This window comes from Psychrobacter sp. 1Y10, from assembly GCF_052259005.1.
Taxonomy (GTDB): Bacteria; Pseudomonadota; Gammaproteobacteria; order Pseudomonadales; family Moraxellaceae; genus Psychrobacter; species Psychrobacter saeujeotis.
In genome coordinates, this window is record NZ_JBQQES010000007.1 from 89176 (window position 1) to 116103 (window position 26928).

The window sequence follows — 26928 nt, forward strand, 5'->3', positions numbered from 1 at the left end:
GATAAAAATAGATCATCTTCTAGACTTAATTAGATCATTGATGATTTCATCAGTATATTCACCTAAGAATGATTCCCCTGCGTTTTGTGGAATTCTTATAGTTTGACCAAACAGATTTATCTCTATGCATCGCCATCTATCAGTAGAGTCTAGAGCCATATCCAGACTGATTATACGAGCACCTATAACAGATCTGGCAATGCTTTTACTGGCTTCAACCAAATCTTCATATAGTGGTAAGCTCTTTCCTTCAAACACAAAACCTGAATTGGGATGACTTAAATATTTTTTTTCATCTATATCGGTTGCATACTCATTCAGCATTCCATTGAGTTTTATACTACAGACTATTCCACCATCAGATACGTTATCCAAGCTTCCATCTTTTCCTATACGTATACCGGAATTGAGCATATGTACTACATTATCTTTATCTTTATCTTTATATAAGCTTACACGAACAGTATTTATACTATCCTTATTAAAAGCATTTATTAGTTCAGACTGTTCTATCTTTTCTTGGACTACTAAGTTCGGATGTTGTTTTATAATTTCTTTGATATCTTCTTTGCTATTAACAAAGTAAACATCCTTACCACCATAACTGTCTTTATTGGGTTTAATCACAATGGGAAAGTCATTACTGTCAACTTCTTTATCAATAAATGCTTCAATATCGTCTATAGCTTCAAATTCATACGTATAATAACTACCATCTAACTTATGAAAGAAGTCTTTTGGGAAAATACCTCTACCAAACCATTTGTTATATACGCTTTTGTGCGCTAGAAACTCAACATTTCTTTCATTGTTTAAGAATCTTTCAATATATAAGCTATAAAACTCCTCAGGAATAATACGCTTATTAAAAGAGCCCGATAACGATTTTGATATCTCTACTGTCTTGAAGCTAATAACTGGGGATACAGCTTTCCAATAATTACGGTATTCTGTCTTTTCATCTTTTGTTAGACTTACTTTTTGGAAGCCGGGAGAGTTATATATTGACTTATGAAGCTTATGGAATGCAGAATACGCTGACAAAAATTTCCAGCTCCCAACAACTTTATTTTTTACAATTTTTTTAGCTTGCATGCTTTACGCCCTCGTTTATTTTTTTGAAATAGTAGTAGGATCCAGACCCTAAAATTAATTGACCTATAAATATATTAGTAGCTCCCCCTAATAGTCCAAACTTATAAATAAGCGGGAAGGATAATATAAATCCTATGGTTGATGCTATTATTGTAATTCTCATTACTATCTTATCGTAACCTCTTGAGATTAGATAGTTAGTAGAGTAAACACTGTAGAAAACAATAGCTAAAAATCCAGCAATAAGAATATAAAAGACTTCTGAGTCAAAACTATACTTTATACCAATAATATCAAAAATATACTGATGTACTACTAATAAGAAAACTGAAATAGCTGCTATCAAAATTAAATAATACTTGCTAAAAATATCAAACTTTTCTTTATACCTAATTAAGTATGGAAAAGCCACACCTGATACCACAGAATTAAAGACAGTCAATAACTGTACAACTTGTCTTGTAGCACCAAAATAACCTGCAGATGCCTTACCCAGTATCATTCCAACAAGAAAATTGGTTGTATTATTAAAAAGATTTGGAACGAATTGGTTTATAAATAATGGAAAACCAATCTTTAATGTTTTTTTAACTCTTTTAATACCCACAAAAATCAGCTTTAAATTGAATTTACTTATTATTATATAATGTGAAATAAATGACACTATAATATAGCTTATCCCTAATAAAAATGGGTATATCCAATAGTCTTGTGGAGCTTTTATCAATATAAAAACGCCTATAGTAAATGAAAGCTTAACTATAAGATTTAAAACCGTTATATAACCCATTCTTTCAACACCCCGAAAAAACCACTCAGGGAATAAGGTTTGGCCTATAAGCATCAAACACATTAATAGATATACGAGTAAATCCTCTCTAAACTGTGGTACAAGCAAAATTATCGGTACTAATACAGCTAAAGAGAATAACAGTAAGTACATTTTAGTAATGATTGTTTTACTGTAAATAAAACTTAGTTGTCTCTTATTGGCTCGATGCCTTGCAATTTCTCGTGTCGCTGACAGATTAAAACCATAGTCTGTTACTGCTTGAAAATAAGCCATCAATGACAGTGCTAATACGATCGCCCCATATTGCTGTATCCCTAGCACCTTAATCAAATAAGGCAAAGTAACGAAAGGTAATACAGCATTAACAAGCTTTAAAACTGCTAGTGAAAAAAAGTTTTTTAGCAATTGGCTAGTATCTTTATTACGTAGCATGGTGCGAACTTTACTAATCATAAAACTCAACTATTAATTTGCTAACGACTTAACGTACCAAGGCATTGCTTTATCGATACCTTGACTAATATCAAACTGAGGCTTATACCCTAATAAGTTTTTTGCTTTAGTCACATCTGCTTGAGAATGTCTTACATCACCCTCCCTAAAGTCTCGATATACAGGCTCTTTATCATACTTCACATCATTTTCTGCTAATGCTGACTTAATCGAGTTAAACAAATCATTTAACGTCGTTCTATCACCTACTGCTACGTTGTAGACTTGATCCTTGGCTTCGGGATTGGTAGATGTTGCTGCTAATATGTTCGCTTGCACGGTATTGTCGATATAACAAAAATCACGACTAGTCTCGCCATCGCCATTAATATAGACGTCATCATTAGCGATCATAGCAGCTGTCCACTTTGGGATCACCGCAGCGTAAGCACCGTCTGGATCTTGGCGTCTGCCAAATACATTAAAATAGCGCAAACCGACAGAGTTAAATCCATAACTGCGTGCAAATACTTCTGCATACAACTCATTGACATACTTGGTCACAGCGTATGGAGACAATGGCTTACCGATAGCGTCTTCTACTTTAGGTAATGCAGGATGATCGCCATAGGTTGAGCTGCTTGCTGCGTAAGTAAAGCTCGAAACTTCTGCATCACGTGCCGCTACTAACATATTCAAAAACCCTGAGATGTTAGTCTCATTAGTGGCAATAGGGTCTGCCAAAGAGCGAGGAACAGAGCCTAGCGCAGCTTGATGCAATACGTAGTCCACACCTTCACAAGCCTTATGACAGTCATCTACTTTTCTGATATCGCCTTCAATAAAGCGAAAACGTTGCCATTGCTCTGCAGATACTAATGACTGTACTTCATCTAAGTTTTTTTGATGGCCTGTCGCAAAATTATCCAAACCTATTACAGTTTGGTTCAGCTTTAATAAGGTCTCAAGTAAGTTTGAGCCGATAAAACCTGCCACGCCAGTAATTAGCCATTGCTTTGGATTATTGGCCAGTGTTTGTGTTGTTTGTTCATATTGCGTCATGGTACTTCCTTATTATCTATATATCTTGTATTTACAGGCGAATATCAGTTTCATCTTTTGCAAATACGTATTTTAAATCATAAAGTACATGTTTTTCTTTACCTAACTTTCTGATACTGCTAACACCCATTTCAGTAAACTCTGAGTGAGCAACTGCTAGAATAATGCCGTCATAATTTTCTGCTTGAGGCTCGCTGATTGGTGTGATGCCATATTCACGCTGAGCTTCTTCCTTATCTACCCAAGGATCATAAATGTCGACTTCGATGTTATATTCTTTTAACTCATGGACAATATCGATAACTTTGGTATTACGTACGTCAGGACAGTTTTCTTTAAAACTTAGTCCAAGTATGAGCACCTTTGCCCCTTCTACTTGAATACGCTTTTTGATCATATTTTTGATGAGCTGAGTCGTAACATACTCTCCCATACCATCGTTAAGACGACGACCGGCCAAAATGATCTCAGGGTTATAACCGATAGCCTGTGCTTTATGCGTCAAATAGTAAGGATCGACACCGATACAATGCCCACCAACTAGACCTGGACGGAACGGTAAAAAGTTCCATTTAGTACCTGCTGCGGTAAGTACTGCTTCGGTATCGATATCCATCTTGTTAAAGATAACGGCTAATTCGTTAATCAGAGCAATATTCACGTCTCTTTGAGTATTTTCGATAACCTTTGCTGCTTCTGCAACCTTGATGCTCGCAGCTTTATGCGTACCAGCAATGATAATTAGGTTATATACATCGTCGACGAAGTCTGCTATTTCAGGCGTAGAGCCTGCAGTGACTTTTAGAATATTGACTACTCTATGCTCTTTGTCACCTGGGTTAATACGTTCAGGACTATAACCTGCATAGAAGTCTTGGTTAAATACCAATCCAGACACCTCTTCAAGTACAGGGATACATACTTCTTCTGTTGCCCCTGGATAAACGGTAGACTCATAGACAACGATATCGTCTTTTTTGATAATGCCACCTATTGCTGTTGAGGCTTTAATTAAAGGTGTCAAATCAGGCTGCTTAAAATCATCGATCGGTGTCGGTACCGTGACGATAAAAAAGTTGCAGTCTTTGAGTGCTTGAATATCTGAGGTATAACTCAGATGCGTGGCTTGAGATAACTCTTCGTCACTCACCTCTAAGGTATGATCTGTACCTGATTGCAAGTCAGCAATACGATTTGCGTTGATATCAAAGCCTATAACAGGGACTTTTTTGCCAAATTCAACTGCCAGCGGTAGACCCACATAACCTAGGCCAATAACTGCTATCTTTATATCTTCTATGTTTCTCATAACGTTCCTTACTAGATAAGTTTATAAAATAGTTTTGATCATTTAGCGTAATGGTTGTTTTATTTGAGAAGGTTTACGAAGGCGCTGAACCTTCATGATAGCCTTCTACAAAATATTTGAACTCTTCTTTTAGCCATTCCACATCATGTGGCTGCGATCTACGGGTTAATTGAGACAGCATATTTTCGATATCCATTAGCGGGAAGCTTTGCTCCATCGCCTGTCTAATCAAGGGATGCTGCGTAGGCTCTACATTGTCATCACCGATGATAAGCTCTTCGTAGAGTTTTTCTCCAGGTCTGAGTCCGCTGACAACAATTTCCATATCTCCATCTGGGTTATTTTTATCTTTAAGCTTACAACCTGTTAGATAAATCATACGTTTAGCAAGATCTACGATTTTGACAGGCTCTCCCATATCTAATACGAATACTTCACCACCTGTCGCCATCGCGCCCGCTTGAATCACCAAACTTGCCGCTTCAGGAATGGTCATAAAGTAACGAGTTACATCTGGGTGAGTCACTGTAATCGGACCGCCCTGCTCAATTTGTTTGGTAAATAATGGAATTACCGACCCTGAAGAACCAAGTACATTTCCAAAACGCACCATACTAAAGCAGGTTTTACTATTAACTTGACTCAACCCTTGGCACACAAGCTCAGCCAGGCGTTTAGACGCTCCCATAATATTAGTAGGTCTTACAGCTTTATCAGTAGAGATAAGCACAAAAGTCTCAACTTTGGCTTGCAATGCTGCATAAGCGCAGTGATAAGTCCCTTTAGAATTATTGATGACACCTTCAAAAGGATTGTGCTCAACAATAGGTACGTGCTTATATGCAGCAGCGTGATATACCGTATGAATCTTGTACTTTTTAAAGACTCTAATAAGTTTGTCTTCATTGGTCACATTGCCAATCATGGCAATGATTTGAATATCACTATAATCAGAGTTGAGCATTTGCTGGTTTTTAAGCTCTTGATGAATACTATATAAAGCATATTCAGACAATTCATAAAGAATGAGACACTGAGGCTTGTTTTTAATTATTTGCCGGCATAGCTCGCTGCCAATAGAGCCTCCAGCACCAGTAACCAATATATTTTTACCTGATATATTTTTGCTTAATAAAACAGCGTCAGGCTCAACGGTTTGTCTGTCTAGTACATCCAAGATATCAACAGGACGCATGGTGCTTACGGTCACTTGTCCAGCAGCAATCTCATGTAAGCTTGGCAGCTGTTTAATCTTGACCGATACTTCTGCAAACTCTTCGATGATCTGTCTGCGGCGAGCGCGGCTGATAGATGGCATGGCCAAAAATACTTGTGAGACCTCTAGTTTATCTACCAACTCTACGGTTTCAGCAGCGTCATGTATTCTCTTGCCTAATAAGTAACCACCAGCCAGCTGTTGGTTGTCATCGACAAAAGCAACTGTACGGTATTTGTTTGAGCGCTCTAACGCATCGAACAGTTCTCTACCTGCTGCACCTGCTCCATATATAATGACGTTCTCTTGAATTTCTTTATCACTAAGACGGTTATGCTGACCACCATTACTACGCTCTAAAAACTCACGTATACTTAAGCGACTGCCCCACAACCAAACAAAGAATAAGAATAGATACAAGATAGGTACTGAGCGCGGTATATCAGTCAAGATATCGAAAAAATTCATCACTTCATACGCAATGATCAGTACTATAAATAGCTGTAATACGTTACGCATGACTCTATCAGAGAAGATACGAGCAACGCCCCTATAAAAGCCTATGAAGTAAAGCCCAATAACAGGAGGTAAGGCATATAAAAACAGTGCCAAAGGACTCAAATGGTTAGCAACGTCGCCATACCGTAAAGCTAAGGCAAAAAATAGACAGACCATTGACATCACAATATCTGTGGTCAGAAAGACCCCACGCTTTGCGACACGTGGCATCTCTAACAATCGCTGGGCAGTATTGTATAACCGATTACCAGTGTTGTTGTTTGCAGAATACGTTTTATTAAGCTCTGGCTTCATAGACATAAGACTCAACTGGTTGTGTTAGCGCAATTATTGGGCATTGCCGTAAGTGTAAGTGTAATGATAACTATTCTTACTCAAGATACCTTGCTGCAGGTCATTGATGATGATGCCGTCCACCTCAATATTTGCTTTATTCATCTGCTTGACAGCATAGTTCAACTGACCTTCTGATGAATCGTTATGACGTGTGACCATAACCACTTGATCAGCGTATTTAGAAAGTAGGACGGCATCCGTGGCTGCAAGCACAGGCGGCGTGTCAATAATGATGTAATCGTAATGAGCCGCCAGCTCGTTCATCAAACCACTAAACTTTTCACTGGCTAACATAGACGATGGATTACGGGCATTGTGACCACGTGAAATAAAATCAAGATTGTCTATATTGGTAGGATGAGTGATACTCACCGCTGTACTTTGCTCTTCTTTGAAGTAGTCCGTAAGACCCATATCTTGTTCCATATTGAACACGTTATGAAGACTACCAAGACGCATGTCTGCATCTATGACCAAAACCTTTTTATCCAATTGAGCAAAGACTTCTGCCAAATTTGCGACGATAAAAGACTTACCAACGTTTGGACTCTCGCCTGTGACAACAATGATACGGCTGCGCTGATTGGTCTTGGCAACGCTTGGCATACCAAACATTAAATAGGTTCTTAAACTTTTTATGGCTTCATAAGTTGCACTATTGTGATCAGAGTAAGACAACAATTTATTGGTTACGCGTTTATTCTTACCCAGACGTTTTAGTGCTTTTGAGCGCGGAACGGTTGCTATCACTGGAACACCAGTATTAGACTCAACCGTTTCAGGATCCCGAACCACATTACGCATTGCACTTCTTAGTAGCACTATCAAGGCACCTATTAACGCGCCTAACACGGTAGTTAATAAAATTACCAACTTATCTTTTGGTGCGATAGGGTTATAAGTGCTAACAGGTAGGTCAACAATACGTGCATAACCAATTTGACCTGCTTTGACGATTTTTAGTTGCTCATAGTTTGTGAGCATAGTGAGATAAATCTCTCTGTTAATATCGACATCTTCTGATAACTTCAAAAACTCTCTTTGAATCTCAGGCAAGCCTGCAACAGTATTGTTGATCTCTTGCTTTCTATTATTTAATACTCTTAATTGGTCATTAATCTGGACAACCAATGGATGCTCATCAGTGTAATAAGTAGATAGTTCGGCTTGTTGCAGCTTTAGATCACTCAACTGACCATCGATTCGAGATTCCTCAGCTAACAATAGCTGGGCTTCTTGAGCGACATCGATAGTGCCGTATCTTTTACGAAACTCGTTAAACGCTGCCTCAGACTCTTCAAGCTTTTGCTTTAGGACAGGGATTTGTGTTTCCATAAAATCAAGCGTTTTAGTAGTTTCTTCAGAGCTACGAGCCTTGTTTTGATTAACATAAGACATCACGATTTCATTTAAAATCAAGGTCGTTTGTTGCTGGTCTGGACCAGTCATAGACAACTGAATAAGACCAGTCATATTGCCTGTTTCTTCGACTGTCAAATTACCGTTTATGGCATCAGTTGTAATTTTTAGCGACTGCTTAGTAATATCAATAGACTGACCATTAGTCGGTAGATCTTCTACCGTAATGTCAATTGAGCCTCTTGTTCCTTTGAATTGATGAGGTTGATTAAATTGGCCTTTAAAAGTATCAGCGCCTCTACTTAACACAAAACCAGTATCTGATCGGCTCAGAGTGAAACTTTGATCTAGGTATTCTTCTGATACATCAAACTGACTAACTCTTACTTCGCCAGTTTCAGTCTGTAGTGATACTCCTTCTTCAGAGTGGACAGGCGTGTCAATTCGATCTTCTACTATTCTGTCTATCGCGTTAATCTCAGGATTTTTTAGACGAATCTGTAAATGCAATGAATCAACGACTGGTTTTAATACCATCCGTGACTTTATTAATTCGGCTTCCTCTTGAGACTGACTGCTGCCAGAACCCACCAAGTTAGAGATGTTTTCACCCAATGCTGAGACACCTTGCGGATTGGCATCAATTTGCACCAAGGCATCTGATTGGAACGTCGGATTGACGTAGCGGGTATATATTATTCCTGCTATCAGCCCCAATAAGGTGAAAAAAAGCAAAATTTTCCAACCACGTAACAACGACCCAAGTAGGCTTGAGAGATCGATTTCTTTGTTATCTCGATCATTGCCAGATGTTGATAATTTCTGTGAGTCTGTTTTCATATTCATATCCGCTACTTAAATGATTTTTTCATTCCATTGCTCGAGACTATCAATAATATTGCTCTTAGCAACCTCAAACACCGATGTAGGTAACCCATAAGGGTCTTCAATATCTTTACCAATCCAATGGCCAATTCGAAACGTTTTGCCTCGGCAATGTGGCCACCTATCTTCAATCCACTTGGTTTGACTGATTGACATCGTCAAAATCAAATCTGCCTGTCTTACTAAATCTTCACTAATCTGTTTGGCAATATGTGAGTCAATATTTGTATCGTCAGTGGCCATTACTTCAATCGCTTTAGCGTCAGCAGGATAACCGACCAATGCTGACACGCCAGCAGAATCAATACGCTTTTGCGGATAGCGCTTGGCTAACATCGCAGCTGCCATCGGACTACGGCATATATTGCCTACGCAAACGACTAAAATATTATCAAATGCCATAATCAACGCTTTTATCTAAAAATCTGAAATTAGGCTTGCCGCAGAAGTCGATGGTAATAAGGCACTGATCACACGGTTCCAGCGAGTAAGACCGGTTGGATCGACATAAACGATGTCGTTAGGCTGCATCTCAAAACGATTGGCCAAAGCAAAACTTGTAATGGTCTGCATATCGACATAATAAATATTAGTATATTGCGCTTGTTTATTATCACGAACGATATATATCTTGGCAGCATCGGCAGTACTAGCGTTGAGTCCTCTTGACTCTCCCAATACACTAGATAAGCTCAAACCTTGTTCAAGAATTGGGATAGGCTCGATTTGTCCAAACTCTCCCAAAACAAGCACCCTATTACGGCTTTGGCTGTTGACATGGATAGAGTCACCATCTTGTAAGTATATTTGGTTGGCTGATGAACCCATTTCACGTAGTGACTGTAGACCTAGCTCGTAGCTCTTCCCATTGCGATTCAATATAATATTGTTTGAGTCGCCAGTTTCAGTTGCTCCGCCCGCCATAGATATCGCTCCATAAAGCGTTACCGGCGCATCTTCAATATTAAATTCACCAGGTTGTCTGACTGCACCATCAATAAAGAACTTATTACCACGATAGTTAATAACCTTTACTTGTGGGTCTGCATACTTAAGATACTTTTGTAATCTTGCGCTTAAGATGTTCGTAAATTGCGGTACACTCAAACCACTTGCTTTGATTCGACCTATCATAGGGAACTGAATAAAGCCTTGTTGATCAACAGGAAAACCTGACGCATAAGGATTAGAGCTTCCAGCGGATGATGAAGATGAGATATCTGGATAACCAACAAGCTCGATACTTAAGATATCCCCATCCGCGATACGATAATTCATTGGATTAGAAGATTGAATCAAACGAGTCACATCATCATTGCGTACAGCAACTTGCTTGGGTGGTAGGGTAGCTAGGTTTAACGGCTGAACATTAAATCGAATACCGTTCTCTGCTACAAAAGTACCATTAGGTGGTAAATCTCCAGATTGCAAACCTGCGTTGATGGTGGTCGCGCAACCAGTAAGAAATACAACAGTCGACAAACATAATGCGTTCAACAACTTTTTTGAGGAATTTTGCGTAGGGATAAAATGCTTATTGACCATGATGTCTACTCAACCTTATATCCTTCAAAACGAGTATATTTGTTACATATATTCGTAAAAACGGATTAAAAAAATACATGTATTCGAAATAGCGAATTAATTAACGATGAATATACACTTAAATTAAATACAACGCAATATTCTATAAACTTTTGTAATGGAAGAATACTCACTTAATGTGGGATTCTCGACATTAAAGGTTTCTTTTCTTACAACTCATATAATAACAACCGACATAACTTAAGAGAAATAGAAATATCTATTAATAGCATGAACGGTGTTAATAACACTTTTAACGGTTCAAACAACAGAAAATAACCTGTAAAATCTCACCAGTAAAATATGAACGCGACATTTAAGGTATGAATGATTATTAACATCTAGCGTCTCTTGATAACCTGAGACATACAAAAATGCCTAAAAAATGAGGAATAAAGCAATTTATGCGCTAAATGTTTTAAAATAGCGTAGAATACACGTTAAAACTCACTCAATGATGTTGATACATTGCGAAATGTAACTTAACCGACTCAAGGACACGATTATGAAAGATGAAAAACTGCAAAAAGCCCTCGCCCGTATGGGACTTGGCTCACGTCGTCAGATGGAAGAAGTCATTAAATCAGGACGAGTAACTGTCAACAATGGACCAGCAACGATTGGCGATCGCGTTGAGCAAGGTGATGAGATTCGCGTTGATGGTCGTCAAATAAAATACACGGCCGAAAACGAGAAGCGTCGCCGTGTGATCGCTTATTACAAGCCTGAAGGGGAAGTCTGCTCCGCTAAAGATCCAGAAGGTCGTCCAACGGTTTTTGAACGCTTACCAAAGCTAACTCATGACCGTTGGGTAATGGTTGGTCGTCTCGATATCAATTCTACTGGGTTGTTGCTGTTTACCAATGATGGTGAAATGGCACACCGTTTGATGCATCCATCTAACGAAATTACTCGCGAATATGCGGTACGTGTACTTGGCGAAGTGACCTCTGAGATTGCGCGCACTCTTACCGCTGGGGTCATGTTAGAAGACGGTATGGCACAATTTGAAGACATTAAAGAAGGTGGCGGTGAGGGTGTCAATAAATGGTATCACGTTAAGCTAAAAGAAGGGCGTAACCGTGAAGTACGTCGTCTGTTTGAGTCGCAAGGTCTCAAGGTCAGTCGTCTACTACGTACCCGCTACGGTACGATCTCATTACCAAAAGAGTTACGTACTGGACGTTTTTTAGAATTGGATAAAAAAGACATTAATACGTTAACGGATCTAGTAAGTTTACGTCCACGTTATGGTACGGGTCTGCATGGCGCGGCCAAAGAAAAGCAAGAACGCATCAAAAACAAACCACTAAAAGCGCGTCGTAGTGATAATCGCAATGACAGTCGCAGTAACAGCACAAAACCTAAGAGTAGTGCTAGCCCTGCAAGTCGTGGAACGCGTAATACTCGAGATCGTAGTGATAAGCGTTGATTAAAATGCTATTTAAGTCTTTGCTCTATAAAGCTTTAAAAGTTTAGCGCAACTTAGCAAAAAGCTGCCAATGAGACATGATCATTGGCAGCTTTTTTATACAGCTTTTGCAATAATAGTATTAACGCATAAGTTAGCTGTCGTGATTATCGATATAATTTTTCATAACTTGTAGCTCTTGTAAGTGCTGCGTCTGCGTTTGTACTAACAACCCATCTAAGCGCTGTTCAATATTGTCCAATACCTGTTGTGATAATTCATCGGCTTCGATATTTTTTTGATCCTCTATCTGATTGACAGTTGTATGAACACTCGCTAGATGGTAACGACTGGCCAGCATTTCAGGCAAGCGATTATGCAGCATTTTGTCTACTATAAACTGCTGCTCTGTCACCACTGATGTTTTATTTTGACCTGATAACGCTTTTTGGTACTCATAGTAGCTATTTACTTTTTCATCGATACGTTGCAACTGGCGTAACTGATGATCGGGCAAAACCTGTAAGTGTTTTTTATTTAAGTTTAGCTGTTGCCAATTTATCGTAGATAATGATAGTGGTGCATGACGATCATGATATTTGAGCACGCCTGGCGTAATGCCGACTGCTTTATGAAACGCTTGCCAGCCTTTTTTACCCAAATAAATAGTAGTAATCGTGGTCACAATACCAACACCTATCAGCACACTCATATACTCTTACTCTTCTAGCTTTGGTTTTTGTTGATACTAACGTCGTTATCATCGTCTATTTGTAAGCTCTGAGCATTAGAGACAGCGCCATCAAAACGTTGCTGCAAATAACGATTGGTTGCGAGTAGCTTTTGACCATCTTGATGATACGAAGCATTAATTAAATCGTCAAACTGTGTATTAATGGTGTTCAGCACTTCAAGCAGCGCCTCTTTACCCGTGACATTAGAGTGCTTGATTTTGGTGTTATCAGCGCGACCATCATCCAAGTCATGCAAGCGGCGATAATCAGCTACCGCCTCTGGGATATGTATGTCCATCAAATTCTGAATCATGACATAGGTCTCGGTTACCGTATCTGTGTCATCAATTTTGCCATCATTATTGGTATCTCCATAAATAGTACGTAGCTTTTCGCCTTTTTGATTGATTTGGGCGAGTGTCGTCTTGACCTCAATTGGCAAGCTTTTTTCGGGGATATAACCCAGTTGCGGCATGGCTTCATATTCTAGCATTTTAGGAGCGGTTACTTTTTTGATGCCACGATACCCCAAATATAACCCTGCTGCTGGTAGCAACCCATATAAAACAAACATCACTAACATTGCAGTTACTTGGGTCATTAGATTGTCCTCGTCATTTGGCAGAATTGTTTGGCAAACTTTTATTATTTTAAATAAACATTAAACAAAAAAATAAGGCTGTACTAAAGCCTTATTTTGTTATGTATTGAACCCCCTATGTTCAATACTACTCAATTGCCTTATGTTGGTAACGTCAGCTTTGGGTGCGGCTTTTCACATAACGATGTGTTGAAGCAAGACGATCCATAACCGTTTGATGCAACTCATCCAATAATTCATCAAGCTCGTAATCAATCTCCAAAAACAAATCTGTCAACATATCGCCTGCAGTCATTTTTCCTTGTACCATATTGTTCTTAGTACGGTGCGGACTAAAACGTTGAAGTTGCTCATAGTGATGCAATGCCTCTGGAATGCTCTCAGATATCAGTTTATCGATGACAAATTGACGTTCGTTATGTTGCTGTTGTTGCTGCTCATTAAGCTCACTACTCCACTCACGATAGCGCTTAAGCTTACCGTTGATTCGGTCTAGTATTGCAACAGCCTCAATCGGCATCGCATTTAGGGTGGCTTCATCGACCACATCAACAAGCTCAGTCATAATCGGACAGCTTCCATGTTTTAGATACCATAACGTATCTGGGTCAAAAGGAGGTCTATTCGCCGGACGCATCTGGGAACGATTGGACAAATAACGGTCAGTTAATGGCGTTGGCGTTTGAATGTCATTAACATGTGCCAGCGCCGCACAGATACGATCTGCACGCTCAGGAGGGGTCAATATAGAGTGCTCACTACTACTTTGGTCGCTGGCCTTAGTCGTTTCTACCTCAGGGCTGCTTGCCGTCTGTTGGATATTTTGAGCCGCTATTGTTGGCAAGTCATCTTGAGCTTGACCAAATGATTGTAGCATTCTTGTCAGACTTACGACCATGACGTACTGTGCCCCTCATCCCTTGCAGTCAGATTGTGTTTATCTTGTATTGCATAGATTAAATCAATAGCGTATCTTAGCAGGTTTTTGCTAGCCTGCCAGTAGGCAAAATGTCACCATTCCTACTCTCGACTTTCACTCTTTAGATGCTAAGCGACCCATTTTTTATGTTAGATGTTAATTTCAGAATGATGTTAATTTCAGAATATCGGGAGTTTCTTGAGACTTCGTCAAATTACTTAATTGAGTTTTTAAAGCTAAAACACGCTTTGTCAGTATCAAAAGTGAAGAGCAACAAGCCGTTTTATGTTTACATCGCATTAGGCAAGGCGCTATAAAAGACAGAACCGCACGTATCAATCGATTACGGGGGAAAAAGCTGTTGTAGCGACCGTTAATGACGCTAAGCATTTTAATACCAGTAGATCATTTGCTGCATGGATTGGTTTAGTTCCACGACAATATTCAACAGGCGGAAAAGCGCACCTAGGGCGAATTAGCAAACGCGGTGAAAAACATATCCGCACTTCACTTATTCATGGCGCAATAGCTGTCATTGCTAACTGTAAAAACAAAACCGACCGTACGAGTATGTGGGTAAAAGACCTTGTTGAACGACGAGGGTTCAAACGAGCCACTGTTGCGCTGGCCGCTAAAAATGCCCGTCTAATATGGGCGCTGTTACACTCAGAAAAAGAGTATCAGGCTGACTATGTGAAATGGTTTTTTAAAGTAGTAAGGTAAACCCCACCGAGTCTGTGCATTAGCAATTGACGATAATACGGTCAGACCGAGAGCAAAAAAGCCTGTTTAATCGGGAAGAGGTTATTAATTAACACTCTGTTTAACGAATGAGGCAATGCTCAAGCGCAAATCATCAGGGCGATAGCGTAACAAAGCTAATAAGCGCCGAATGTAGAGCTGCTGTCAGATCTTCTTGTTGTCAGAAATGCTATTGCTTGACAAAGGGGAGTCCATGTAGCCCAATTAAGGAGCTGATAATAGTTTGCTAAAATTGTGTAGCGTAGCGAAACCGAGCAAACTGTTAGCAGTCCCGCTTTAAATTCTTGTTATGTGATTACCCTAATAACTCCTGTTGCATTTTTACTAGGTTCTTATACTTCGGTTCTATTTCACTCATTAACGCTTCAGTGGGCCAGGAGTTTATTGAAATGTGCTCACTATAATTATTATCTTCCCATTGAGCTAATACTGCTTTGTAAACACTAACATGAGCTAATGCCGCAAGTATGGATTCAGGGATTTCACCATTTTCAAATAAATCACAATTCTCCATAGTTATGTTTTCAATTTTTTTGTGTAGCGGCTCGAATACATTTTTCATCCAAGTGCGCCAACGCTCCTTTTCATTTTCAGTTGGCTCATGCTCTCCTGAAAAATAGAACTTACCTCCATGATTAGGCCAATATTTTTCAACGAAGGACTCCCATGCTTCATGCGCAGTTTTTAAGGTTATGTAAAGGGGTCCATATAATTCTTTTAGCTGCCTGTTAATTCTTTCAAGGCGGTTAGCTCTTCTCTCAAAGTGCCATTTATGGAAATATGTAACGCCCCAACCTAAAAGAGCAATCAAAGTTGCTATACCTACAGGAACTATTTCTATTAGCTCCTTTCTTGTGAACTCAACCACCTGAGCCTCCTCTATCACATAACGAATGATATGGACTCCCCACTCAGCACATTTTTACCAATGTGCCATAGTGAAGTTGATTATAAGCTTCAAATATGAGGAGTCCATATGTCTGTAATTAAAGCTGTTGGCATTGATTTAGCCAAGTTAGTGTTTAGTATTCACGCTATTGATGAGCATGACAAGTGCAAATTTCGCAAAACTGTTAAACGAAACAACCTATTAGTTGAAATAGCTAAATTACCACCGTGTATTATTGGTATGGAAGCCTGCTCTGGCGCGCATTACTGGGCGATAGCGTAACAAAGCTAATAAACGCCGAATGTAGAGCTGCTGTCAGATCTTCTTGTTGTCAGAAATGCTATTGCTTGACAAAGGGGAGTCTATGTAGCCCTGTTAAGGCGTGAGCAACGCAATACCGAAGCTTCCTTATACCAGCTTGAACACTAAACTCAATGCATAGTAAAAATGCCACGCGCTGCGAATCACTCTTAAACAGATTGTTAGCTTGTGGCGAATACCTATCCTATTCTGGGTAGTAAATGCTTTCACCGACTGAATTTATGAGTGCAATTAAAAAATGGTATGAAGAAGATATATATCGTTGTAATTCAAAATCAATTGAGTTTAAACTTTGACCTTGGTAACCATTAAAACTTTCAAACTGAGATAGTTGTTCATCAACATAATATAAGTGCTTTATTTTATTATTAACCACTCGCAGTTCATTAATATTGCCATATGAACTTATAGCTGTAACATCAACTCCGAAATTTGACAGGCTTTGTTCCACTACATTCCAACGATGGGAAGAGTTATCATCAGGGTTAACCAATTTCGCTGCCCGATTAGTAAATTGTTCTATAGTCGCCCATAAGTTTATGATTAGACTTTCATTAGAAATTGCCTTAACTTGCTCTTGTTCTTCTTTCCAATTAAAGTTGGGAAATGAAATTCTAGCTAAATGCTTGTTTTCATCAGAAACTTCATCGAACATACGTGCATGATGCTCATTAAATTGATCATATATCGGCTCGTATTGTTCTTTATTGCTTTCATATATCGTCATAACATACCGATGAAACATTACAATATCATCAATTCTCTGCTTGGCTTTTAATCTCAAATCAAACCTTTCACTCGAATTTTCTCCTTCTGGAAAAACAAAGAAACTTTCTTTAAGTGCTAAATAGGTAATATCTTGAGATTTTTCTAGTTCATTTAATGTAAGTAACATAAACATTCTTTATTAAAATTTGCGATGAAGTAACTTTTGCAAGCTAACAACTTATGAAACACCATTTTGGTGGTTTATAGCACACCAAAACGGCGGTTAATAATGTTATCGGACAAAATTAGGCTTCTACTCAAAAAAGCAGGAATAAATTTAACTTTTTCAATGTCCGGTTATCGCTCATAGCAGCCTTTTATATCAAGCCCTAACCTATTCATCGAAACTATAAAATAGATATGAGCGGCTAAACTTATTTAAATCATGAGTACTTAAAATGCGAAATAGCATGAATTATACTGCGTAGTTCAGCTAACCCCTTTAAACGCCCAAGGTAGGAATAACCAGGCTCAGCATTAGGCTGTCCCGCTTCGCTTCCCTTCCCCATCTAATAAATGACCATGATGAAGGCGCATTGAAATTGGCATCGCTATGCCATGCATTTTTTCACGGCGTTTTTCTTCATTAAGCAATCCATCAATAAGCCCGCCATATCATTATCGTCATCAAGGTGCTCAGCTTCATAAAACGAACCATTGTCCTCACGAACAACATTTCTTAAATGCACAAAGTGAATTTAAGACCCAAACTCAACGGTCATATCGACCAAATTATTATCCGCACGCGCCAAAGTTGCTCATGGCTGCCAACAGTTGAGCAATTGCAGCTGTAATTGACTCACTTATACATGACCCTTCGCCATCAGGCGGCCCTGTAATTATATTTTGTTCAAGTAAGTTAATTTGCGCGTCATTCATTGTGTTAAAGTGAGCATACGCTTGCTCAATACGCGTTTCACTATAGCTTTGTTTAGCATCTGGGTGCTCAAGAACAAAAATTTCATACGCTACAAAATCGATCATATCGAATCAAAGTGTGGAACCTGTATGTTCAAGCGCATAACCTAAATTTATGCGTGTCCAGTTAACAACAGATATAAAGTTCTAACACACAGCACCAATGCATGCCTTACCAACACTTATTATTGATTGTTTATAACTTTCTATCAGTTGTTGGTAATTACCTTTAAGTGTTTTAATATCATTATGAATGCTCCCGATTATATCTCTGGCTTCTTACTTGGTTTATCACTCATTATAGCCATCGGTTCACAAAATGCTTTTGTCTTAAAGCAAGGCCTCAAACGCGAGCATATATTTTTCGTCTGCCTGTTTTGTGCGCTCAGTGATGCAATCTTAATATCTGCTGGCGTTGGCGGTTTTGGTGCAGTCACGGCACGCTATCCACAAGTAGTCGATATTGCCAAATTCGCTGGTGTCATATTTTTGTTAGGCTACGGGTTACAAAGTTTGTATGCTAGTGTACGTTTATCGCATGCTCTTGATGTCGACGGACAAGTAGTCACCAGTCTAAAAAAGGCGCTACTCCTCTGCTTTGGCTTTACGTGGCTTAATCCGCACGTCTATCTAGATACATTGGTGCTAGTTGGGATGGTTTCAACAGGAGCAAGCAGTAAAGTTGTATTTGCGGCTGGGGCAGTCAGTGCCTCGTTCTTTTTCTTTTTTGCACTAGGCTATGGCGCACGCTTACTAAGACCATTATTTGCCAAACCCAAAGCTTGGAACATACTAGATGCCTTAGTCGGCATACTGATGCTGTATTTGGCATGGCATCTATACCAAAGTTAAAACAGTGAGTAAATCCAACTATAAACAAAGGCTACAAAAACGAAAAAACCAAACACATTCATTGAACATGCTTGGTTAACCATTATAACGATTTATGATTTACAGTTTATGATGCCTTTTTGCGTTTTTTAGGCTTAACGAAGCTTAAATTCAAAAAATGCTCTAACGAGTCATCAAGAACATCTAACCAAGGCTCTGGCAACTCAGGTGCTAGTGTACCTGTCAAAGTAGAACGATAAGCCTTTTCTCTAAAGGTCATAATGCCGTCTTTTTTGTGCTCTTGCCATTCTTTTAGGATCTCGCCTTGCTTCTCTACTGCAAACTCAGGATAGTCAGTCGCATTGGTTAAGTCGCGAATATACGCGGCTTGGAAATCGATAGAATCATCAACCGTTACTGATTTATCATAAGTCGCTAGCCACTTTTGCTCATCTGCTTCCCGTGTCGTCAAGTCAGGCAATTCAATATTACCCATCATTACATCACGTGCATACCATGCTTGGGCATCAAACATATTAAAGGTAAAGTACTGATCCTGCATTCCTAGATAGATAAGCTTTGGATTAGGCTGCCAAAAGATACCCTTATACAAGTTGGCTGGATACAAGCAGTTGTGCGTTTGTAGACGCAGCTCATCAGGCAAGAATGGGAAATGAAACAAGTAGCCTGTACACATAATGATAGCGTCAAATTTTTGACTGGTACCATCTGCAAAATGCGCCACATCATCTTCAAAATGCGTCACTAACGGCACTTCTTTAATACCCTCTGGCCAGTCGTAACCAAGCGCTTGCGTGCGATAGCTGATAGTGACTGATTTGGTCCCATACTTATAGCACTGCGTGCCAATATCTTCAGCAGAATAGCTACTGCCAATCAGTAAGATATCTTCGTCTTTAAATTCTAATGCATCGCGAAAGTCATGAGCATGCAAGATACGACCTGGGAAAGTCTCTAAACCTGCAAAATACGGCATATTTGGCGTTGAGAAATGACCCGTTGCAACCACGACATAATCAAACTCTTCGACTTCTTGCTCATTGGTTTTATGGTTCATCACCGTCACGGTAAATTTTTGCGTGTCATCGTCGAAAGACACCCAACGTACCGGGCATTCAAAACGTATGTACTTTTGAATATCTTGCTTGTCAATACGGCCCATGATGTAGTCTTTTAAGACTTCACGCGGAGGATATGAGGGGATAGGCTCACCAAAGTGCTCATCAAAAGAGTAATCCGCAAACTCTAAGCACTCTTTGGGTCCATTTGACCATAGATAGCGATACATACTACCGTGCACAGGCTCACCATTTCTATCCAAACCTGTACGCCAGCTATAATTCCACATACCGCCAATAGCGTTTTGTTTTTCATAACAAACTATTTCAGGCAAGTCTTTTACGCCTGCTAAACGAGCCGCTTCAAAAGCACGCAGCTATGCTAAACCGCTCGGTCCTGCACCCAAAATAGCAATTCTGTTCTTACTCAAGATCAACTCCTGCTAAAAATAGTGGACAATTACTATAACACATAATTATCAATGGTATTTAGGAGCACTGCTAGTTAGTTATAAATGAGCAAAACCAGAACTTAAAACATTCTTAAACAAGACAGAATTTCTACTATTTTTTGTGCAAGAGTATACAAATACGATGGCTTTTGATTAAAAGTGAAAGGTTAGATGATTAGGTGACTAAACGCTCAAACATTCTATATTAAATTAGGGAACAGCGTACGTAGGCCGCTAACGATAATTTCAATAGAAACTGCTGCCAAGAGCATGCCCATGATTCGGCTCATAATATTAAGCCCAGTATCACCTAATAAGCGACTGATACGGCCTGCTGCCATTAATGCTAAATAACAAAACAGACTAATCAATAACCCTGCGATAATGACTGCAGATACCTGCAATATACCTGAGACTTGTGACGAATAAATAATGACAGTTGAGATGCCGCCAGGTCCGATCATCATAGGAATTGCTAAGGGTACTACTGCTGAGGCGGTACTTGGTGCTGCATATTTGTCAAATTCGACATCAAAGTTTTCTTGGTCAGGTTTGACTGGATTCCCCTCACCATTCAACATATTAAGAGCAATTAAAAATATCAGTATGCCACCTGCCAACTGAAACGAGCCAATCGAGATACCCAAAGCTCTCAGCAAGATCTCGCCTGCTACAGTAAAAAAACTAATAGTAATAAAGATCGTGACACAAGCTACCCGAGCAACCCTACGACGATCAATCATCGAGTAGCCGCGGGTTAAATCTAAAAACAGCGTCAAAGCTGCGAAAGGATTAATCAATACCACAAAGGCTAAGATAATCTTGATAATTTCAGTATTCACTGAGCGCTCGCTTGTTTAACGATAAAAATCAGGCAAAAGATAAGGCCATCGTGCGAGTGCAACGATGACCCAATAATCGGTTAACAGCGGCATTGTAGCATAGGCAGATAACCTAATTAAATCATTAACTTTGGTTAATATTTACACCTCTTAGTAATGAGCGAATTATTGCTCATTCAGCACTAATTCAGTACTGAAATCAAGACCGATATCTAATGCGGTCGTACTGTGCGTCAAATAGCCCATTGCAATAAAATCAACGCCCGTCTCTGCGACCCCTTGTACCGTTTTAGGGGTAATGCCACCTGATGCCTCAGTTTTAGCGCGACCTTTACACATTGCTACTGCTTGCGTCAATATCTCAGGTGACATGTTATCTAATAAAACTAAAGTTGCACCAGCATCTAGCGCTTGCTGTAGCTGCTCTAACGTATCGACTTCAACTTCAATCGGGATCAGGTGACCGGCGAAATTCTGTGCCTGCTTGATGGCAGTCTTGATATCACCTGCAATGGCAATGTGATTGTCTTTAATTAAAATCGCATCGTCCAAACCCAAGCGATGGTTGCGCCCGCCGCCACAGCGTACCGCGTACTTTTGTACCGTACGCAGACCTGGAATAGTTTTACGCGTACAGGTAATTTGCGCGGGATACTCTGCCACACTATCGACAATCTGCCGCGTCGCTGTCGCAATACCACTTAGATGCGTCATAAAGTTCAATGCGGTACGCTCGGCTGTCAATAGATGACGCGCGTTGCCGCTGACAGTTGCTAATACTGTATCAGCATCAACCAACTCACCATCAGCAACTTGAGCAGTAAACTCAATTTGCGCATCAACCAAAGCAAAGGACAATCGTGCCAAATCCATCCCACATATCACGCCTGCTTGCCGCGCTTTAATCTGTAATTGTGCTTGCATATCAGCTGGGATAGTTGCTTGAGATGTGACATCACCACGTCTACCCAAATCTTCTGTTAGTGCCACTTCAACCAATGGCTTAAGCAATACCTTATCTAATGCTGGTTCTTGTATGACTGTCATCTTTAGTCCTTTTTTATGCGCAATGCTTGATATGAATTTTATTTAATTAAACTCAAAATGAGCATAAATATAACTTAAAATGAGTAAGCTCGCAAGATAAGGTAATAACTTTCATTATTTCAATAATTTTATGAATAGTGAAAATGATATAGCCGATCTACTACAAATTAAATACAACGCTACTGAGGTAATTTTTGCGCAGCCTTTGTCTGCGTAGGCACAGCAAGCAAGGAAAAATTATCTCAGTAGCGTATTATAATTTTTTTACTACTTTTATTTAGGACTCGCTATAGTAGTTTGCTACCTATTTGCGCTTTGGAAGCTTACTGTCCATAAGCAAACTTTGTAGCTCAATGTCATGACAAAAACGATACAGTTTGGCCGGCCTACCGCGCTGAGTGCTACTGCTCTCTCCTGTCTTTATTACCAAGTTTTGAGAATCAAGCAAACGGCGAAAATTTTGCTTATGTAGCCGTACTCCTGATAATGCCTCAACGCTTTTTTGTAGCTGCGATAAGGTAAAAACATCGGGCATCAAACCAAAAATCAGTGGTCGATATTCAATCTTGGCTCGCAGGCGTGAAATGGCAGTAGCTATCACCCGGCGATGATCGTAATACATGGGTACGCCTATTAGCTGCGACCAATTTTCAGGTAAGTGAGCGGTTTTAGCGTTGGATAAATAGCTTGCTGGATAGCTTGGCGCTTCAGGTATCAACCCTGCTTCATAAAGCATTTCATAGCGTAGCAGTACATGCTCAGCCACCCACTTTCTGCCTTCATTATTGTTATCACTATTTGAATTAGTACCAGCGTCTTTGTGTTTGACATTTTCATCTGCCAAGAACGCTTCATTCAACCCCCAACACAGTCTGATGCGCTGATGACGACGGCGCTGCGCGGTTGTATCCTCCGTATCATTTGCCCAATCTAACAGTGTTGGCACAATAAAATCCATGATAATACTTGGCATACCTTCTAAGTGGTTTTCCCAAGGAAAATAATCGTACCAGTCGCGCCATATGGCTTGGCTCTGCAGCTCTTGTGTTTGGGTTTCTTGTACCAAACCCAGATAGCTGACATAAACCAACGCATGCCCATCGACACTACGTCTATTGGTATCGACAAAGGTATATAACTGCTCTATATACCCAAGTGGCTGCTGTGTTTGTTCTTCGACCCATTGACGTACGCCAGCTTGCAACGAGCGATGCAATGGCATGAGGGGGCCATTAGGTAGTAGCTTGCCTTGATCAACCGTTAAAACACGAGCGGTATGCTCGTTAATCGACACTAATACAGCGACCACTTCTGTGGTACCACTGCCTTGCTGATGTGCATGTGAGTAAGACAACGTCATAGTTCTTTATTATTATCCTTAATGGCTAATGATTGATAATTTGCGATTTATGTTGGACAAGGATCAGTATAGCGTGAATCATGATTTATCGTAGGAAACGGTTGTAATTATTAACTGAGAATACCGCTTAGTTCAAATCAATAAGAGCATTAATACTGTCCAAACTTATTATTTTAATTATAAAACATACAAAAACATCTTGTTTTTATGCTCAAAATGAGCATAATTAATATAGTTCTATTTATTAGCTGTTTTTAATTGATTTATTTTAGCGACATATTGCTTGTCGTTACCGCACAAAAGGCTTGCACTTATGAAAACTTATCCTTATGACGCGCCCATCATGAGTACTGATAATCGTATTGCTACTCAAATGAACATCGAATATGCCAAAGCTAGAATACCAGCAGACCTGACGCGCACCGAACGTCTCGCAGTTGAAGAAAACATTAAGCAGCTATTAAAAGAGCACAATGCAGTATTGGTCGCCCACTACTATGTCGACCCTTTTATTCAAGACTTAGCATTAGCAACAGGTGGCTGTGTTGGTGATTCATTGGAGATGGCACGCTTTGGGCAAGCGCATAGTGCGCAAACATTGATCGTCGCTGGCGTACGTTTTATGGGCGAATCGGCAAAAATACTAAGCATGGAAAAAACGGTACTTATGCCAGACTTGGAGGCTGAGTGTTCGCTTGACTTGGGCTGTCCTGCCGATGAGTTTTCAGCATTTTGTGATGTTCATCCTGAACGTACGGTGGTGGTCTATGCCAACACCAGCGCTGCAGTTAAAGCGCGAGCTGATTGGGTCGTGACCTCGTCCGTTGGTATCGACATCGTGCGTCACTTGCATGCCCAAGGCGAGCCTATCATTTGGGGGCCTGACCGTCATTTGGGTAAATACATTGCACAAGAGACTGGCGCAGACATGTTGCTGTGGCAAGGGTCTTGTCTAGTACATAACGAGTTTAAAGCGACTGAGCTGATACAATTAAAAGAAGAACACCCTGACGCTAAGGTTTTGGTACATCCTGAATCACCTGATAACGTGGTCGACCTCGCTGATGTGGTTGGCTCAACCAGCAAACTATTAAAATCAACGTATGAGCTGGATGCCGATACCTTTATTGTCGCTACCGACCTGGGTATCTTGCACGAGATGCAAAAGCGCTCGCCACACAAACGTTTCTTAGCTGCGCCGACCGCTGGTGAGAGCGCCAGTTGTAAAAGCTGTGCATTCTGTCCATGGATGGCGATGAATGGCCTAAAAGGAATTGAGCAGTGTCTGTCTCAGCGCAGCGGTGAAATATTAATGACGCCTGAGCTGGCAGCAGGTGCAAAAAAACCACTACAACGCATGCTTGATTTTGCCGAAGCGCAAAAGCAACGTGTGGCCGCGAGCGGAGATATTGTCAAAGACCGTGCGCTATTTGCTAACGTTGGAGCTGCCTAATATGAATGAGGCGCGCGTATTGGCTAGAGCAAACAATAACGCTACTACTGATGTTAATGATGTTAGGAAAACAGACGTACTTATTATTGGTGCTGGCCTAGCGGGACTAAGCACTGCTCTTGCTTTGCCAAAATCGCTGAGCATTATGATACTAAGTAAAGCAGCATTGGAGGTTTGCTCAAGTCATTACGCGCAAGGTGGTATCGCAGCCAGCTTGGACAAAAACGATTCAATAGCTGCCCATATCGCTGACACCTTGGTCGCTGGCGCAGGCTTATGTGAAACTGATAATACCACCAATATTCTAAGCGCTGGACAGCAAGCGGTACAGTGGCTGTGCGAGCAAGGCGTACCGTTTACTAAAATTCCTCAGCAAGAATCAAAAGATCATATAAAATCAGGTTTTGAGCTCTCTCAATTACATCTAACCAAAGAAGGTGGGCATGGCTGCCGACGAGTTGCCCATGCTGATGATGCAACCGGTCGACATATTATGGAAGCTTTGATTTTAAAAGCGCAAGCTGCATCTAACATCACTATCCTTCCCTACCATGAAGCACTTAACCTTTTAAAAAATAGCGCTAATCAAAATAACCAATGCCAAGGTGCGCTGGTTTTTGACCACATTAATAATCGTAAGCTTACCTTTCATAGTCGCGCTGTCGTAATGGCTAGTGGCGGCTTGGGGCAACTATTTAAACGTGCCAGCGCCCCCAATGTCTGTGTCGGCGATGGCGTGATGATGGCATGGCAAGCAGGCTGTCGACTAGCCAATTTAGAATTTATTCAATTTCACCCGACGGGGTTAGCGTTAGATGATAGCAGCTTTTTAATCTCTGAAGCACTGCGCGGTGAAGGTGGGCGGTTGTATTGTCCGCAAACCGGAAAGCGTTTTATGCTCGATATTGATAAGCGTGCAGAGTTAGCACCGCGAGATATCGTCGCCCGAGCGATTGCTGAGCAAATTAATGAGAATGAACTTGGCTACGTACATCTTGATATTAGTCACTTGCCAGCTGCATTTATACAAGCGCATTTTCCGCAGATTTATCAAACACTATTAGACATCGGTATCGATATTACTACCGATCCCATTCCAGTCGCCCCTACCGCTCATTATAGTTGCGGTGGCGTGGTGACGTCTGCTAATGGTTTGACCGATGTGCTAGGGCTGTATGCGGCAGGTGAAGTTGCTTATACAGGGCTACATGGAGCCAATCGCTTAGCGAGCAACTCATTGTCGGAGTGTGTGGTGGTTGGGCGCAATATCGCGGCTGACTTACCGCGCTATCTAAAAGCAACTGAAAAGTTAGATACAACGTCAATTTATACCAGTTTAGACCAATCAATCCATGACATTTGGACATTGCCAACGTTTGAAGATTGTCAGCGTATTACTTTGCCACCGTTTATTGAGTGTAAAAGTAACTTTAACGTTAATCACAACGTCAACGTCAGCATCAATACGAATGCCGACATCACTGCAATAACCGCAGAATTAAAAGCTTTGATGACGTCTCATATGGGTATTACTCGAGAAGCTAAATCATTAGCACAAGCACTGGTACAAATTCAAAAGTGGCAACAACAGCTTGGCTGTACAAACCCCAATCAAACGGATATCAGTAACAAAGATAACGCCACTATTCTGAATGAGTTGCCCTACTTTCAATTAGCAAGACAGTTGCGATTGGCGATCTTGGTTATTCAGTCTGCTTATCAGCGTCATGAGAGTCGCGGTGGACATTACCGAAAGGATTATCCAAACCTAGCAAGTAAGCCTAAAGTGAGTGTAATTGCCCCTTTATTGAACAGTTTGCCTAGTCATATTTACGCATCTGATAAATTTGCTGTAGTCGGTCAAGAATATAGCCAACAAGATAAGCTTTCGCGATCAGCTATTAGCACCTTATAAAATAGTGAGAATATGGCAATTTTTGTCTGCTTGTTC

At 40.3% G+C, this 26928-nt stretch carries 22 protein-coding genes and 2 pseudogenes; 6 read left to right on the forward strand and 18 right to left on the reverse strand.

Translation table 11 applies throughout. The features are described 5' to 3' along the window. Window positions 1-12 precede the first annotated feature (12 nt). The 8 genes from ACTXGH_RS10170 to ACTXGH_RS10205 form a co-directional block, all read right to left on the reverse strand. Entirely contained in the window at window positions 13-1095 is a 1083-nt protein-coding gene (locus tag ACTXGH_RS10170) for a sugar-transfer associated ATP-grasp domain-containing protein (protein ID WP_439296386.1), read from the reverse strand. Beyond that, a complete protein-coding gene (locus ACTXGH_RS10175; protein ID WP_439296387.1) occupies window positions 1085-2341 on the reverse strand; it encodes a flippase in 1257 nt (418 codons plus the stop codon). The genes ACTXGH_RS10170 and ACTXGH_RS10175 overlap by 11 nt, the downstream gene beginning before the upstream one ends. A 12-nt stretch (window positions 2342-2353) precedes the next feature. Beyond that, window positions 2354-3382: an NAD-dependent epimerase/dehydratase family protein gene (locus ACTXGH_RS10180; protein WP_439296388.1), complete on the reverse strand. Its 1029-nt coding sequence runs from the start codon at window positions 3380-3382 to the stop codon at window positions 2354-2356. Window positions 3383-3413: 31 nt separating this feature from the next. Continuing rightward, a complete protein-coding gene (gene tviB, locus ACTXGH_RS10185) occupies window positions 3414-4691 on the reverse strand; it encodes a Vi polysaccharide biosynthesis UDP-N-acetylglucosamine C-6 dehydrogenase TviB (RefSeq protein ID WP_439296389.1) in 1278 nt (425 codons plus the stop codon). A gap of 73 nt (window positions 4692-4764) precedes the next feature. Then, entirely contained in the window at window positions 4765-6726 is a 1962-nt protein-coding gene (locus ACTXGH_RS10190; protein ID WP_439296390.1) for a polysaccharide biosynthesis protein, read from the reverse strand. Between the two features lie 27 nt (window positions 6727-6753). After that, window positions 6754-8967, reverse strand: coding sequence for a polysaccharide biosynthesis tyrosine autokinase (locus ACTXGH_RS10195; protein ID WP_443561737.1), 2214 nt, complete (start codon window positions 8965-8967; stop codon window positions 6754-6756). 9 nt (window positions 8968-8976) lie between these two features. After that, window positions 8977-9408 carry a low molecular weight protein-tyrosine-phosphatase gene (locus ACTXGH_RS10200; protein ID WP_439296392.1) on the reverse strand — a complete coding sequence of 144 codons (432 nt, stop codon included), beginning with the start codon at window positions 9406-9408 and terminating at the stop codon, window positions 8977-8979. A gap of 15 nt (window positions 9409-9423) precedes the next feature. After that, window positions 9424-10488 (reverse strand): polysaccharide biosynthesis/export family protein, encoded by a 1065-nt coding sequence (locus tag ACTXGH_RS10205; RefSeq protein ID WP_439261194.1) that lies wholly within the window; start codon window positions 10486-10488, stop codon window positions 9424-9426. 607 nt (window positions 10489-11095) lie between these two features. Here ACTXGH_RS10205 and rluB point away from each other — a divergent pair. Further along, a complete protein-coding gene (gene rluB, locus ACTXGH_RS10210; RefSeq protein ID WP_439261196.1) occupies window positions 11096-12022 on the forward strand; it encodes a 23S rRNA pseudouridine(2605) synthase RluB in 927 nt (308 codons plus the stop codon). Between the two features lie 133 nt (window positions 12023-12155). Here the strand turns inward: rluB and ACTXGH_RS10215 are convergent, their stop codons facing one another. The 3 genes from ACTXGH_RS10215 to ACTXGH_RS10225 all read right to left on the reverse strand — a co-directional run bounded on the left by ACTXGH_RS10215 (window position 12156) and on the right by ACTXGH_RS10225 (window position 14213). Continuing rightward, window positions 12156-12713 carry a hypothetical protein gene (locus tag ACTXGH_RS10215; RefSeq protein ID WP_439261197.1) on the reverse strand — a complete coding sequence of 186 codons (558 nt, stop codon included), beginning with the start codon at window positions 12711-12713 and terminating at the stop codon, window positions 12156-12158. A gap of 14 nt (window positions 12714-12727) precedes the next feature. Beyond that, a complete protein-coding gene (locus tag ACTXGH_RS10220; RefSeq protein WP_439296393.1) occupies window positions 12728-13336 on the reverse strand; it encodes a hypothetical protein in 609 nt (202 codons plus the stop codon). Between the two features lie 154 nt (window positions 13337-13490). Next, on the reverse strand, window positions 13491-14213 hold the full coding sequence (locus tag ACTXGH_RS10225) for a hypothetical protein (protein ID WP_439296394.1): 723 nt from the start codon (window positions 14211-14213) through the stop codon (window positions 13491-13493). 268 nt (window positions 14214-14481) lie between these two features. Between ACTXGH_RS10225 and ACTXGH_RS10230 the strand changes: the two are divergent. Further along, a pseudogene (locus ACTXGH_RS10230) lies at window positions 14482-14978 on the forward strand (transposase); the annotation flags it as partial. Between the two features lie 334 nt (window positions 14979-15312). Here ACTXGH_RS10230 and ACTXGH_RS10235 read toward each other — a convergent pair. Further along, window positions 15313-15885 (reverse strand): hypothetical protein, encoded by a 573-nt coding sequence (locus ACTXGH_RS10235; RefSeq protein ID WP_439296395.1) that lies wholly within the window; start codon window positions 15883-15885, stop codon window positions 15313-15315. 108 nt (window positions 15886-15993) lie between these two features. Here ACTXGH_RS10235 and ACTXGH_RS10240 point away from each other — a divergent pair. After that, window positions 15994-16179: pseudogene (locus ACTXGH_RS10240) on the forward strand (IS110 family transposase); the annotation flags it as partial. 232 nt (window positions 16180-16411) lie between these two features. Here the strand turns inward: ACTXGH_RS10240 and ACTXGH_RS10245 are convergent. Both ACTXGH_RS10245 and ACTXGH_RS10250 read right to left on the reverse strand, forming a co-directional pair. Then, window positions 16412-17122, reverse strand: a complete 711-nt coding sequence (locus ACTXGH_RS10245; protein WP_439296396.1) for a hypothetical protein — start codon at window positions 17120-17122, stop codon at window positions 16412-16414. 608 nt (window positions 17123-17730) lie between these two features. Further along, window positions 17731-17979 carry a hypothetical protein gene (locus ACTXGH_RS10250; RefSeq protein ID WP_439296397.1) on the reverse strand — a complete coding sequence of 83 codons (249 nt, stop codon included), beginning with the start codon at window positions 17977-17979 and terminating at the stop codon, window positions 17731-17733. A gap of 183 nt (window positions 17980-18162) precedes the next feature. On the opposite strand from ACTXGH_RS10250, the gene ACTXGH_RS10255 reads away from it, so the two are divergent. After that, on the forward strand, window positions 18163-18765 hold the full coding sequence (locus tag ACTXGH_RS10255; protein WP_439296398.1) for a LysE/ArgO family amino acid transporter: 603 nt from the start codon (window positions 18163-18165) through the stop codon (window positions 18763-18765). Between the two features lie 106 nt (window positions 18766-18871). Here ACTXGH_RS10255 and ACTXGH_RS10260 read toward each other — a convergent pair whose 3' ends face one another. From ACTXGH_RS10260 to ACTXGH_RS10275, 4 genes are all read right to left on the reverse strand, one after another. Next, on the reverse strand, window positions 18872-20158 hold the full coding sequence (locus tag ACTXGH_RS10260; RefSeq protein ID WP_439296399.1) for an NAD(P)-binding domain-containing protein: 1287 nt from the start codon (window positions 20156-20158) through the stop codon (window positions 18872-18874). Between the two features lie 317 nt (window positions 20159-20475). Next, entirely contained in the window at window positions 20476-21117 is a 642-nt protein-coding gene (locus ACTXGH_RS10265) for a MarC family protein (protein WP_439261204.1), read from the reverse strand. A gap of 165 nt (window positions 21118-21282) precedes the next feature. After that, window positions 21283-22164 (reverse strand): carboxylating nicotinate-nucleotide diphosphorylase, encoded by an 882-nt coding sequence (gene nadC, locus ACTXGH_RS10270; RefSeq protein ID WP_439296400.1) that lies wholly within the window; start codon window positions 22162-22164, stop codon window positions 21283-21285. 304 nt (window positions 22165-22468) lie between these two features. Further along, window positions 22469-23524 carry an NUDIX hydrolase gene (locus tag ACTXGH_RS10275; RefSeq protein ID WP_439296401.1) on the reverse strand — a complete coding sequence of 352 codons (1056 nt, stop codon included), beginning with the start codon at window positions 23522-23524 and terminating at the stop codon, window positions 22469-22471. Window positions 23525-23837: 313 nt separating this feature from the next. Between ACTXGH_RS10275 and nadA the strand changes: the two genes are divergently transcribed. Beyond that, window positions 23838-24977 carry a quinolinate synthase NadA gene (gene nadA / locus ACTXGH_RS10280; RefSeq protein WP_439296402.1) on the forward strand — a complete coding sequence of 380 codons (1140 nt, stop codon included), beginning with the start codon at window positions 23838-23840 and terminating at the stop codon, window positions 24975-24977. Window position 24978: 1 nt separating this feature from the next. Continuing rightward, window positions 24979-26892: an L-aspartate oxidase gene (gene nadB / locus ACTXGH_RS10285; RefSeq protein ID WP_439296403.1), complete on the forward strand. Its 1914-nt coding sequence runs from the start codon at window positions 24979-24981 to the stop codon at window positions 26890-26892. Window positions 26893-26928 lie beyond the last annotated feature (36 nt).